The organism is Bacillus subtilis subsp. subtilis str. 168 (genome assembly GCF_000009045.1).
GTDB classification, from domain to species: Bacteria; Bacillota; Bacilli; order Bacillales; family Bacillaceae; genus Bacillus; species Bacillus subtilis.
This window is the reverse complement of sequence record NC_000964.3, coordinates 3,419,433-3,432,328: the sequence shown is the minus strand read 5'-3', so window position 1 is coordinate 3,432,328 and position 12,896 is coordinate 3,419,433. Positions and strand designations below refer to the sequence as shown.

At 44.4% G+C, this 12,896-nt stretch carries 11 protein-coding genes and 1 other RNA gene; 7 read left to right on the top strand and 5 right to left on the bottom strand.

Features of this window, described 5'->3' with window-relative positions; all coding sequences use genetic code 11:
- The first annotated feature begins 15 nt into the window (after nucleotides 1-15).
- Both cysI and nhaK read left to right on the top strand, forming a co-directional pair.
- Nucleotides 16-1,731: an assimilatory sulfite reductase (hemoprotein beta-subunit) gene (gene cysI / locus BSU_33430; RefSeq protein ID NP_391223.1), complete on the top strand. Its 1,716-nt coding sequence runs from the start codon at nucleotides 16-18 to the stop codon at nucleotides 1,729-1,731.
- Between the two features lie 254 nt (nucleotides 1,732-1,985).
- The gene (gene nhaK / locus BSU_33420) at nucleotides 1,986-3,998 is read left to right on the top strand and encodes a Na+/H+ antiporter (protein NP_391222.1); all 2,013 of its coding nucleotides are present in this window, start codon (nucleotides 1,986-1,988) and stop codon (nucleotides 3,996-3,998) included.
- Nucleotides 3,999-4,041: 43 nt separating this feature from the next.
- On the opposite strand, the gene yvgO is transcribed toward nhaK, so the two are convergent.
- Nucleotides 4,042-4,527, bottom strand: a complete 486-nt coding sequence (gene yvgO, locus BSU_33410; protein NP_391221.1) for an exported stress induced factor — start codon at nucleotides 4,525-4,527, stop codon at nucleotides 4,042-4,044.
- 222 nt (nucleotides 4,528-4,749) lie between these two features.
- Between yvgO and pgoN the strand changes: the two genes are divergently transcribed.
- Nucleotides 4,750-5,580, top strand: coding sequence for a promiscuous glyoxal/methylglyoxal reductase (gene pgoN / locus BSU_33400; protein ID NP_391220.1), 831 nt, complete (start codon nucleotides 4,750-4,752; stop codon nucleotides 5,578-5,580).
- 30 nt (nucleotides 5,581-5,610) lie between these two features.
- On the opposite strand, the gene modB is transcribed toward pgoN, so the two are convergent.
- The gene (gene modB, locus BSU_33390; protein NP_391219.3) at nucleotides 5,611-6,303 is read right to left on the bottom strand and encodes a molybdenum transport permease; all 693 of its coding nucleotides are present in this window, start codon (nucleotides 6,301-6,303) and stop codon (nucleotides 5,611-5,613) included.
- Nucleotides 6,275-7,057, bottom strand: coding sequence for a molybdate-binding lipoprotein (modA, locus tag BSU_33380; RefSeq protein ID NP_391218.1), 783 nt, complete (start codon nucleotides 7,055-7,057; stop codon nucleotides 6,275-6,277). The genes modB and modA overlap by 29 nt, the downstream gene beginning before the upstream one ends.
- Before the next feature lie 110 nt (nucleotides 7,058-7,167).
- Here modA and yvgK point away from each other — a divergent pair, with 110 nt between their 5' ends.
- Nucleotides 7,168-8,094, top strand: a complete 927-nt coding sequence (gene yvgK, locus BSU_33370) for a putative molybdate binding regulator (RefSeq protein ID NP_391217.1) — start codon at nucleotides 7,168-7,170, stop codon at nucleotides 8,092-8,094.
- Between the two features lie 27 nt (nucleotides 8,095-8,121).
- On the opposite strand, the gene ltaSP is transcribed toward yvgK, so the two are convergent.
- Together ltaSP and yvsG are read right to left on the bottom strand one after the other, a co-directional pair.
- A complete protein-coding gene (gene ltaSP / locus BSU_33360; RefSeq protein NP_391216.1) occupies nucleotides 8,122-9,975 on the bottom strand; it encodes a primase of polyglycerolphosphate lipoteichoic acid (LTA) synthesis in 1,854 nt (617 codons plus the stop codon).
- Nucleotides 9,976-10,074: 99 nt separating this feature from the next.
- The gene (yvsG, locus tag BSU_33350; protein NP_391215.1) at nucleotides 10,075-10,557 is read right to left on the bottom strand and encodes a putative membrane hydrolase; all 483 of its coding nucleotides are present in this window, start codon (nucleotides 10,555-10,557) and stop codon (nucleotides 10,075-10,077) included.
- 166 nt (nucleotides 10,558-10,723) lie between these two features.
- Here yvsG and sspJ point away from each other — a divergent pair, with 166 nt between their 5' ends.
- The 3 genes from sspJ to lysP all read left to right on the top strand — a co-directional run bounded on the left by sspJ (nucleotide 10,724) and on the right by lysP (nucleotide 12,673).
- Nucleotides 10,724-10,864, top strand: coding sequence for a small acid-soluble spore protein (gene sspJ, locus BSU_33340; RefSeq protein YP_054593.1), 141 nt, complete (start codon nucleotides 10,724-10,726; stop codon nucleotides 10,862-10,864).
- Nucleotides 10,865-10,980: 116 nt separating this feature from the next.
- An RNA gene (gene kswB, locus BSU_misc_RNA_54) (lysine riboswitch) lies at nucleotides 10,981-11,160 on the top strand.
- Between the two features lie 103 nt (nucleotides 11,161-11,263).
- The gene (gene lysP / locus BSU_33330; protein NP_391214.1) at nucleotides 11,264-12,673 is read left to right on the top strand and encodes a lysine permease; all 1,410 of its coding nucleotides are present in this window, start codon (nucleotides 11,264-11,266) and stop codon (nucleotides 12,671-12,673) included.
- The last annotated feature ends 223 nt before the right edge of the window (nucleotides 12,674-12,896 follow it).

Sequence of the window (12,896 nt, the reverse complement as noted above, 5' to 3'; positions counted from 1 at the left end):
AAGGAGTTTTTCAACATGGTGACCAAAATTCTAAAAGCACCGGACGGCTCTCCAAGTGATGTTGAACGCATTAAAAAAGAAAGTGATTATTTGCGCGGCACGCTGAAAGAAGTGATGCTCGATCGAATCAGTGCGGGAATTCCGGATGATGATAACCGCCTGATGAAACACCACGGCAGTTATTTGCAGGATGACCGCGACCTCCGAAATGAACGCCAAAAGCAGAAGCTTGAGCCCGCATATCAGTTCATGCTGCGCGTGCGTATGCCAGGGGGCGTCTCGACGCCTGAACAATGGCTTGTCATGGATGACCTGTCCCAGAAATACGGGAACGGCACATTAAAATTGACGACACGTGAAACATTCCAAATGCACGGAATTCTGAAATGGAACATGAAGAAAACCATTCAGACGATCCACTCAGCACTTTTGGATACGATCGCAGCCTGCGGAGACGTAAACCGTAACGTCATGTGTGCATCAAACCCTTATCAATCTGAAATCCACTCAGAGGTATACGAGTGGTCTAAAAAATTAAGTGATGATCTGCTGCCGCGGACGAGAGCATATCATGAAATTTGGCTTGATGAGGAAAGAGTTGCCGGCACGCCGGAGGAAGAAGTCGAGCCAATGTACGGACCGCTCTATCTGCCGCGGAAGTTTAAAATCGGTATTGCCGTTCCGCCGTCTAATGATATTGACGTCTTTTCACAAGATCTCGGATTCATTGCGATTGTCGAGGATGGCAAGCTGATCGGTTTTAACGTGGCAATCGGCGGCGGTATGGGAATGACGCATGGCGATACTGCGACATATCCGCAATTAGCCAAGGTGATCGGTTTCTGCCGGCCTGAGCAAATGTATGACGTTGCTGAAAAAACGATTACGATTCAGCGTGATTACGGCAACCGTTCTGTCCGTAAAAATGCGCGGTTCAAATACACAGTTGACCGCCTCGGTTTAGAAAACGTAAAAGAAGAATTGGAAAACCGTCTCGGCTGGAGCCTGGAAGAAGCGAAGCCGTATCATTTCGATCATAACGGCGACCGCTATGGCTGGGTGGAAGGCATCGAGGATAAATGGCATTTCACGCTGTTTGTCGAAGGCGGCCGTATAACGGATTACGATGATTATAAGCTGATGACTGGCTTGCGGGAAATCGCCAAAGTTCATACAGGTGAGTTCCGGCTGACAGCCAATCAGAACTTAATGATTGCGAACGTTTCAAGCGATAAAAAAGAAGAAATCAGTGCTTTAATTGAACAGTACGGACTAACTGACGGCAAGCACTATTCAGCGCTTCGCCGCAGCTCGATGGCGTGCGTCGCTCTTCCGACCTGCGGATTGGCAATGGCTGAAGCAGAACGTTATTTGCCGACCCTGTTAGATAAGATTGAAGAGATTATTGACGAAAACGGCCTTCGTGATCAGGAAATCACCATTCGCATGACAGGATGCCCGAACGGCTGTGCACGTCATGCACTCGGTGAGATCGGATTTATCGGAAAGGCGCCGGGCAAATATAATATGTATCTTGGCGCTGCGTTTGACGGAAGCCGTTTAAGCAAAATGTACCGTGAAAACATCGGTGAAGCAGACATTTTAAGCGAGCTGCGCATCCTTCTTTCCCGCTATGCGAAAGAACGCGAGGAAGGCGAGCATTTCGGTGACTTTGTCATTCGCGCGGGCATTATTAAAGCAACAACTGACGGTACGAATTTTCATGATTGAGAAAGAAAGACGAGAGACAGGGAGTAGCTTCCTGTCTCTTTTTTCTATAATTTGCTCTTCTGCAAAAAAGTTCACTGTGAGCATATCATGAGAAAAAATACCCTAAAAAGGGTACTATAAAAGAAGACAAGTGTGGAGAGAACTCCTGCGAAACCACATAGCGGATGCAAGGCCACCCTAGCTCAAGGGCTTTTAGACAAACAGATTTTTTGGCTCATCATGCCGACACACAACAGACGAAGGAGGTCATGCATTTGGACATATTTTTAGTTGTGCTCGTATTATTAACGATTATTGCGATTTCTAATATCGTGAACCGGTTTATTCCGTTTATTCCGGTGCCGCTGATTCAAGTGGCTCTTGGGATTCTTGCCGCCTCATTTCCACAGGGACTTCATTTTGAATTAAACACCGAATTGTTTTTTGTTCTTTTTATCGCGCCTCTGCTATTTAATGATGGAAAGAGGACACCGCGGGCAGAGCTTTGGAATTTAAGGGCTCCGATTTTATTGCTTGCACTCGGCCTTGTATTTGCGACTGTGATTGTAGGCGGCTACACGATTCACTGGATGATTCCTGCTATTCCGCTGGCAGCGGCCTTTGGACTTGCGGCCATTCTTTCACCGACTGATGTCGTCGCTGTCAGCGCATTATCAGGAAGAGTGAAAATGCCAAAAGGGATTCTTCGCCTGCTGGAAGGTGAGGGGCTGATGAATGATGCATCAGGTCTGGTGGCCTTTAAGTTTGCGATTGCAGCGGCAGTGACTGGTGCATTTTCATTAGCACAAGCGGCTGTCAGCTTTGTCTTTATTTCTCTCGGAGGCTTGCTGTGCGGGGTTGTCATTTCATTTTTGATTATTCGTTTTCGCCTATTTCTGCGCCGCCTTGGCATGCAGGATGTCACGATGCATATGCTGATTCAAATTCTGACGCCGTTTGTGATTTATTTGGCAGCTGAAGAAATCGGCGTTTCGGGCATTTTAGCTGTTGTAGCTGGCGGTATTACCCATGCGGTTGAACAGGATCGTCTGGAATCAACGATGATCAAGCTGCAAATCGTCTCCTCAAGTACGTGGAACATTATTTTATTTATTTTGAACGGCCTGGTCTTCGTTATTCTCGGCACGCAAATCCCTGATGTTATTTCTGTTATCTTTAACGACACTGCCATCAGCAACATGAAGGTGATCGGCTATATCCTAGTCATCACATTTACATTAATGCTCCTTAGATTCCTGTGGGTGCTGTTCTTCTGGAACGGCAAATGGTTCTTTAATAAAGATCAGAACATCTATAAACCGGGTCTTCGTTCGACGCTGTTAATTTCGATTTCCGGTGTGCGTGGAGCAGTAACGCTTGCAGGTTCTTTTTCCATTCCGTATTTCCTGGAGGACGGTACGCCGTTTCCGGAAAGAAATCTGATTCTCTTTTTAGCAGCCGGCGTCATTTTATGCACGCTTGTCATTGCCACCGTTGTGCTGCCAATTCTGACTGAAAAAGAAGAAGAGGACGAGGAACGAAATAAGAAGCTGCTGACGGCGAGACGCAAGTTGATCAAAACAGCCCTTCAAACGATTAAAGAGGACATGAATGAGACAAACAAAACGGCCTCTCTTGCGGTGATAGCTGAATACAATGAGAAAATGAAAAATCTTCGTTTTCAGCAGTATACATCATCTAATCGCATTAAGAAGCACGAGCGAAAAGTCCGTGCGCAGGGGGTTAAGGCTGAGCAAGAGGCGCTGATGAAAATGCTGGAGCGGGGAGACATCCCGGAAGAAACAGCAAATGTGCTGCAAGAACGATTTAACGAGTTGGAAATTTTGTATGCCAACCCGTTTAAAGTCGGGTTATCAAAAACAAGGCTCAAGAGGCTGATGTATTGGATTTTCTTCGGTGAACATAAAAAGCCGGAGATGTCGATTTTAAATGAAGCGGGATTGATACGGGCAACAAGAGTGAAAACGGCAAAAGCAGCGATAGAATATCTGGAAAAACATAAGACGGATGAGCATAAAGAAGTGTTTTTATCTGTCATTACATTCTATAAGCAGTTAATTTTCAGGCTGGAGCACAGCCATCATGAGTTAAAATCAAGTGCCCATTTTGAAAATCAGAAGCTGGAAGTGAAGCTGAAGGCTGTGCAGGCGATCAGAAATGAAATTCAAACGCTCTTCGAAGAGAGGGAAATTTCCCGGGACATCTCCCATGAGCTTCGCCAATACATTAATGATGTCGAAGCCGCCATGCTTGAAGGCGGCGAATAAATGCAGAAAAAAAGCTGGCGTTAGAGCGCCAGCTTTTTTTATATTAAGGGCGATGAAATGCGACAGTGCTGCCATCCCGGTCGAACCAGCCTCTGAAGGCCCAGTTGATCCAGCCGCCATCGCCTTTGTTTGTAAAGGTTCCATCTTCAAATACCCAAATGCCATACGTAATGCCGTCGTAAACGGCTGAGCCGTAAAATTGCACACCGTTCAAATGATCTTCATATTCCTGGCTTAAATTAAAGACCATGACGTTATATTTTTGGCCGGACGCGTAGAAGGAAGACTCCATGAGGTTTTTCACAAAGCCATCCCTATTCTGTGCGGATTTGATGGCATCAGCGATCTGGTTGGCAATTCCAAGTACATCCAGGTTGACGTTTAAACCTACATCAGCGGCAGTTGTTCCAGCAGTAGTTGTCTGCGACATCTTCGGAGCAGGATTTTCTTCAGCGGAAGCAAAGGACAAAGGGGCAATTGTCAAAGCGGCACCAAGAGCAAGTGTCATTGGGATACGAATACGTTTCAAGTTGTTTCCTCCTTTGTTTTCATTTGGTTACACTACACGCATACCCTGCTCAATGTATTTGTAATCTCAATATTGTTAAAATAGGAAAAAAATAGTGTTTGGATTTGCCTGTGCTGTGAAAAAAGAAGCAAAAAGAGGGTCTTAAGCGTATTATTGGTATCGGCTGAGAGGAATGTGAGATAATATAGACGCTTACATTTCAGTGAAAGGGTGGAGGTTCAAGTGCCAACAAGTTTAAAAGATACTGTAAAGTTACATAACGGAGTTGAAATGCCTTGGTTCGGTCTGGGCGTTTTTAAAGTAGAAAATGGTAATGAAGCGACTGAATCAGTGAAAGCGGCAATTAAAAATGGCTATCGCAGTATTGATACAGCAGCGATCTACAAAAATGAAGAAGGCGTTGGCATCGGGATTAAAGAATCCGGTGTGGCAAGAGAAGAGCTCTTCATCACATCAAAAGTGTGGAATGAAGATCAAGGCTATGAAACAACGCTTGCTGCCTTTGAAAAAAGCCTAGAAAGACTGCAGCTTGATTACTTAGATTTATATTTGATCCATTGGCCTGGCAAAGATAAATATAAAGATACATGGCGCGCGCTTGAAAAGCTGTACAAAGACGGCAAAATTCGCGCGATCGGCGTCAGCAATTTCCAAGTTCATCATTTAGAAGAGCTGTTGAAAGATGCTGAAATCAAACCGATGGTGAACCAAGTTGAATTTCACCCTCGCTTGACGCAAAAAGAATTAAGAGATTACTGCAAAGGGCAAGGCATTCAGCTGGAAGCGTGGTCTCCGCTCATGCAGGGACAGCTTTTGGATAACGAAGTACTGACACAGATTGCTGAAAAACACAATAAATCTGTGGCTCAAGTGATTTTGCGCTGGGATCTGCAGCATGGAGTTGTAACCATTCCAAAATCCATTAAAGAACACCGTATCATCGAAAACGCTGATATTTTTGATTTCGAATTGTCTCAAGAAGACATGGACAAAATTGACGCATTAAATAAAGATGAGCGTGTCGGTCCAAATCCTGATGAGCTTCTGTTTTAATCAAAAAACTCCCCGTTATGGGGAGTTTTTTTAGTGCGTTTTTTTCTGTTGAATGAAAAACAGCATCAAAAAGGAAATGACAACAATACAGACGACCCACGCCCAAGCAAGGGTATTGTTGCCGGAATCCAATGCGACATATATCGCCGTCGGCAGTGTTTGCGTAACACCGGGGATGTTTCCTGCAAACATGAGTGTTGCGCCAAATTCTCCGAGCGCCCGCGCAAGGCTAAGGATGCTTCCGGTCAGTAACGAAGGATAGGCAAGCGGGACGGAGATATGGATAAACACTTTCCATCTGCTAGCGCCGTCTACCATTGCCGCACCTTGTATATCGGGATCAATGTCAGCAAATCCGGTTTTGGCTGATTGATACATAAGCGGAAAGGCTACAACAGCCGAGGCGATCACAGCGGCCCACCAGGTGAAAATGACAGGCTGCTGGAAAATCCACTCGATGGCTTGTCCGATGAAGCTGTGCTTTCCGAAAATGACGATCAGAATAAAACCGACAACAGTAGGCGGAAGAACGAGCGGAAGCATAAAACATGTTTCGAGTGCCGTTTTTCCGAAAAATGATGCCCGTGACATCCATGCTCCAGCAAGTGTTCCGAGAATAATGACAACAATTCCGGCAACTGCCGCCACCTGAAAGGAAAGCACAACGGGTGTGAAAAATTCTGAAGCGCTTATGCTACTCGGCAGTAAAGCCATATTTCTCAAATACTTTCATTGCTTCATCAGATTGCAGGTATTCGTAAAATTCCTTCGCTTCCTTACGGTGTTTTGTATCTTTTACGATTCCTAACGGATAGACAATTGGGCTGTGTGTATCTGCTTTTGCCTCGTCAACAATGTTGACCTTTTTCGAGACTAGGGCATCTGTTTTATAAACAACACCTGCGTCTACATTGCCGGTTTCAACATAAGAAAGAACTTGGCGAACGTCTTTTCCATACACAATTTTATCCTTCACTTTGTCCCATAAAGACAGCTTTGTCAGTGATTCTTTCCCATAAGCTCCTGCCGGTACGGATTCCGGAGTGCCAAGAGCGATTTTTTCTGATTCAGCCAGATTGCTGAAGCTTGTCACAGGTGAATCTCCGTTTTTCGGTACGACCAGCACAATTTCATTACCGACTAATTCAGTGCTGTCTTTTTTTGCGATATCTCCATCATCCACCAGCTTTTTAAATTTATCCTCAGCAGCTGAGAAGAACAGATCTGCTCCTGCTCCTTGAGAAATCTGTTTTTGCAAGGCGCCGGATGAGCCATAGTTATCTTGGATGGTTATATGTTGATGATCTTTTTCATAATTTTTTTGGATTTCCTCAAGTGCATCCTGCGCGCTGGCGGCAGCTGAGATGGTTAACGTTACTTTTTTCTCGCTGTCCGTTGAAGACTGGTTTGAAGAACAGCCTGCTACAAGCAGAAAAGCAGTTAAGGCTGCGATGAAAATAGAATACTTCTTAAACATGATTGCACCCCTTATCATTAGATATAACTAATTATAACTGATTATGTTTGGTTTATGTGGGTTTTTTTACATTCGGCGAAAAGGTATAATAAAATAGGAGAGTGATGATGATGAATGAAACCTCTTCCTATACGATAGAAGAAGTTGCAGGTCTGCTGAAGGTATCAAAGCTGACCGTTTATGACTTGATTAAAAAAGGCGTGCTGCCTGCTTACCGTGTCGGAAGGCAGATGCGTGTGGATGAAGAAGATTTAAAGCAATATAAAACGAATATGAGAATGTCTCAGCCCATCGCTGCAAAAGAAGCGCCGAAACAGGTGCAGGAGGCTGAGCCGGACGGCAGACCAAATGTCATGATCAGCGGACAGGACATTTCGATGGATATCCTCAGCAAGCATTTGGAGAATGCCATTCAGGAGACGCCGCTCCGTAAATACAAAGGAAGCTTAAACAGCCTGATTGATATGTATCAAGGCAAGTGTGACATTGTCAGCCTCCATTTGTACGATGCAGAAACGGGCCAGTATAACGCGCCTTATGTAAAACGGATTTTGACAGGTGAACCGTTTTGTCTCATCAATGTCGTTCTCCGCAAAGCAGGACTGTATGTGCAAAAAGGGAATCCGAAAAACATTCAAGGCTGGAAAGACTTGAAAAGAGCCGATATCCGGATCATCAACAGGGAAAAGGGTTCTGGCGCAAGGGTGCTCCTTGATGAACAGCTTGGCTTGCTTGGTGTGAATCCGGCTGATGTAGTGGGATATGGCGATATCGTGACTGATCATTACGCTGCCGCTTCACAAGTTTCAAGCGGACAGGCTGACGCGGGAATCGGGGCACAGCACGCGGCACATATGGGCAGTGTTGATTTTATCCCGCTCATCGACGAACAATATGATATCGTTGTTTTGAAAAAAAATGAGCAGTTGCTCAAAGCCGTGAAGGAGATTTTGAATTCTGAGGACTACAAGGCGAATCTGTCTCATTTAAACGGCTATGAAACGAAGCTGACTGGCAAGGTGATATTGGAAACGTAAAAAATCCCTCTTGATAGAGGGATTTTTTCATTCGGAAAACCTGAGCAGGTCACCATTTAAAATTTTATCAGAGAGAGACAGTTCTTCGTTTGCTTTCTCCTTGTAAGGGAGGCACGCATCCTGATCTTCCAGCACTTCACCTGTTTTTTGGCTATAGCACGTGTTCTTTGTGTATACATAATCGTTCGTAATAAAGCTGCCGTTTCGCAGAACGGCGAATGGGGTGCGGTCGCCCGACAGCAAATCATTGCCGAATTGGATATCGCCTTTTGTCTCAACGCCGAGCAAATGCATCAGCGTCGGCCTGACGTCGACCTGTCCCCCGGCATCAGGGATGGTTTCCGGCTGTTGATCGGTGATTCCCGGGATATGTATGATAAACGGCACCCGCTGGAGCTGAACGTTGTCATACGGTGTGATTTCGTCTTTCCCTAAAAACTCAGCCATTGCCTCGTTATGGGCTTCAGAAATGCCGTAATGATCTCCCATAAATACGATCATCGAATTTTCGTATAAGCCTTCGTCCTTCAGTTTTTTGATAAAATGCTTCAATGCTTCATCCTCATAGCGAACCGTGGTCACATAGCGGTTTAACAGATCACTGCTTGAATCGAATTCATCTATCAGCTGATCCTTTTCATCAATCTCAAACGGAAAATGATTCGTTAACGTGATAAAACTGCTGTAGAACGGCTGCGGTAGGCTTTTCAGCTTTTTGGCGGACTGCTCTAAAAATTCTTTGTCTTTTAAGCCCCAGCTTGTCGATGTCCCGGGAGTGACATGAAAATCATCAACATCAAAAAAGCGGTCAATGCCAAATGTATCGTACATGACATCTCTGTTCCAAAATGTTTTATGGTTAGCGTGAAAGACGGCTGAATAATAATCGTGCTGCTTCAGCGATTTATACATCGTATGAAATTGATGGTCGCTTTTCGTGAAAAAGACGGCGCCGCTAAGGGAGGGATACAGTGAGTTAGCGACGATAAATTCTGAATCTGATGTTTTGCCTTGTTCTGTTTGCTGATAGAAATGATCAAAGGAATAGCTTTTTTTTATGAGATCATTCATAAATGGGGTAATTTCTTTTCCATTTACTTTTTCATTCAGAACAAAGCTTTGGGTCGACTCAAGTGTTACAAAGATGACATTGCGCCCCTTTGCAAGACCGAATTTGCTTTGATCAGGCTTGCTGTAATCAGCCTCTGTGTAGTTTTTAATGGCAGTTATACTGTCTTCATCGGCAAAAGCTTTCGCGCTGATATTAACAGTCTGAGAAATTGTATCGTAAATATGGAACTGAAACAGGCCGATGCTTTTGACTAGCATTTCCCGGTCAAAAGAATGTGCCAAAAGCTTCGGCTGCTGTACTTCTGCAAGTGCCAGTGTGCATAAAAGCATTCCGCAGGAAGCTGCATAGTACCGTTTGATCGTGTGGGGAGCGGCTTTTGTCTGTGGGTGTTTGGTTTTTCTGGCGAACAACAGCAGAAAAACCAAATCCACAAACAGGGCGATAAACAGAGGATGGAACAGTTCTTTTACACTGCTGCCCATATCGCTCATGTTGCTGGCCTGAAATAAAACCGGGATGGTAATAAAATCGATATAAAAGCCGTAAAAAATCGTATTAGAGATCAAGATAACAGTCAGAACCAAATTGGCAATCAGCAAAAAGGCCCGCTGCTTGTTTTCTTTTAGAAACAGGCCGATCCCGAATAAAGGAAGAATAAAGCTGAGCGGGTTGACCAGCAGCATTAGCTCCTCCAACAGAGTATCGATTTGCAAATCAAAGCCGAGTTTATATATCACATACGTTTTGATCCACATAAATAAGATCGAAAAACATAAAAACCGCTGATTGTGAAAAAAGGTTCCTTTCATCAATATGACTCCTCACGTTTTCTTGATCATCTGCATGAAATGCTTCTTAAGTAAAACCTACTAAAAACAGCCGGTTCAGACAAGTCTCAGCACTCATGTTTAAAACATGCGGCCATGAAACAGCATATAAAAGTAGTAACATGAAGCAAGGGTCAGGCCGGCTAGCACGAGCTGCTCAGAAAAACTGCCTGTCTTCATATATAATGGAAGCCGAACGCGGATCGTGGAAGGGAATAATAATTTGATTCCGTTCACCGTCCAAGCGTCAAGAATCAAGTGGCTCGCCATTCCGATCATCAGGCCGGCTGATATGTTTTTATCTGGAATGTATGTAGAAGTGATAAAAAACATGATGAGCATAAACAGCAGGCTGTGTGTAAAGGTGCGATGGCCAAAAACGGAGCTGACCACTTTCGATAAAATAGGAAATTTTCTCCCGATTTTGCTTTGTGTGTGGCAGATATCGGGTATTAATGCTCCAACCGCGCCTGACGCAGCCATAAGCACTGGATCAAATCCATAATAATAAGCCGCTGCCGTACAAGAAGCGATGCCTCCCATGATGTGTGTTTTTCCTGTCATTTGCCGCTTCTCCTTTTATCTTTTGCAAAAAATCTCTGAATTACAAATATATCAAGAGAATGTATGTTTGATCAACAGGACTTTGGACGATAAAAAATATCCCGCATAATTTTTCAGGAAAAAGGCATCTTAAACATGTACCTATTTTTTAAAAGAGGTGATACGAATGGGTTTCTTTAATAAAGATAAAGGAAAACGTTCCGAAAAAGAAAAAAACGTAATCCAAGGAGCTCTTGAAGATGCTGGTTCAGCTCTAAAAGATGATCCGCTTCAAGAAGCTGTGCAAAAAAAGAAAAATAATCGATAACCACATGCGGATAGGGCTTGGCTCTATCCGTATTTTCCATCTGTTCCCTTTGACAGATCATCCTTTCTTTGATAACCTTCTGGGAGTAACTGAATAATTAAATCCTCACTCTTTCTCAGTGAGGTAGAGGTTGCGCGGATGATGAGTCACACATGCTAGGCTGACAGGGGCTGTTAAACATGTGTAAAAGGCATCAGCGCCGAAGTGTGGAGAAAGCCGATCCTTCTCTATGCTGGGACTGTATCTGAATAAGTGCAGGACTGCCGCGTGCTTTTTCGCGGAGGGCTATCCGGAGATCAAGGGTGTGTGTTTCTTTAAGCATGGACTTTTGTTCAGGCTTTTTTTGCGTTTATATGATCTCGGGGTCTGGTCCGTACAAAGAATCATGGAGGTACTGGAATGGAACAGACAAAAAAATGGGGTTTTTGGTTATTAACGGCGTTTGTCGTTGGAAATATGGTTGGATCAGGAATTTTCTCCTTGCCGAGCTCGCTTGCTTCAATTGCGAGTCCGTTTGGAGCTACGTCCGCCTGGCTTTTGACAGGTGCCGGCGTGCTGATGATTGCACTTGTGTTCGGACACTTGTCCATTCGCAAGCCTGAACTGACAGCGGGACCGCAAAGTTATGCAAGAGCGCTGTTTTCTGACCCGAAAAAAGGCAACGCTGCCGGTTTCACAATGGTGTGGGGCTACTGGGTGGCGAGCTGGATCAGTAACGTGGCGATCATCACAAGTCTCGCCGGTTACTTGACTTCGTTCTTCCCGATCTTGGTTGATAAACGTGAGATGTTTTCGATCGGCGGGCAAGAGGTGACACTCGGCCAATTACTGACGTTTGCCGTATGTACGATCTTGTTATGGGGAACGCACGCGATTCTTGTTGCCAGCATTAACGGCGCAAGTAAATTAAACTTTGTCACAACGCTTTCTAAAGTATTAGGTTTTGTCTTCTTTATCGTTGCCGGTTTGTTTGTGTTTCAAACGTCATTATTCGGTCATTTTTATTTCCCGGTTCAAGGAGAAAACGGCACAAGCATTGGAATTGGTGGCCAGGTTCATAACGCTGCGATTTCTACACTGTGGGCGTTTGTCGGAATTGAATCCGCGGTGATCCTGTCCGGCCGTGCGCGCTCTCAGCGTGATGTGAAACGTGCGACAATTACCGGCTTGCTGATTGCCTTGAGCATATATATTATTGTGACTTTAATTACGATGGGTGTTCTGCCGCATGATAAGCTTGTCGGCTCTGAAAAACCATTTGTTGATGTACTCTATGCGATTGTTGGAAACGCGGGAAGCGTGATTATGGCGCTTTTGGCTATCCTTTGTTTATTCGGAACGATGCTCGGCTGGATTTTGCTTGGCTCTGAGGTGCCATACCAAGCCGCTAAAGCAGGAGATTTCCCGGCATTTTTTGCAAAAACGAATAAAAAGGGAAGTCCGGTCATTGCACTCATTATTACAAACGTCATGTCACAGGTCTTCATTTTCTCGGTTATTTCCCGGACAATAAGTGACGCATTTACATTTTTAACGACAGCGGCTACACTCGCATATTTAATTCCGTATCTGGTATCTGCAATCTACAGCTTGAAGGTAGTCATCAAAGGTGAAACGTATGACCAGCTGAAAGGCTCCCGTGTAAGAGACGGATTGATCGCGATACTGGCGTGTGCATACTCCGTGTTTGTTATCGTAACAGGCACAGCAGATTTAACGACATTTATACTCGGCATCGGTTTATTCTTTGTCGGCTTAATCGTTTATCCATTTGTGAGTAACAAGTTCCAGAAAGAAAAACAAGCATAATGAAAAGACACCTGATTTGCTCAGGTGTCTTTTTTATAAAATCACAATTTCTCCTGTTAGGAATCCGTTCGTTAAATATGCAAAAAACGTTTTTCAGTCTCTCCAGCATAAAAAAACTGATCGTGATGAGGATGCAGCTTAATATGAATGGCTCAAAGAAAATATCCGATATGATTCAAATTGAGCCGTTCCTTATAAATAAGCAAAAGAGCCGCGGGCAGGC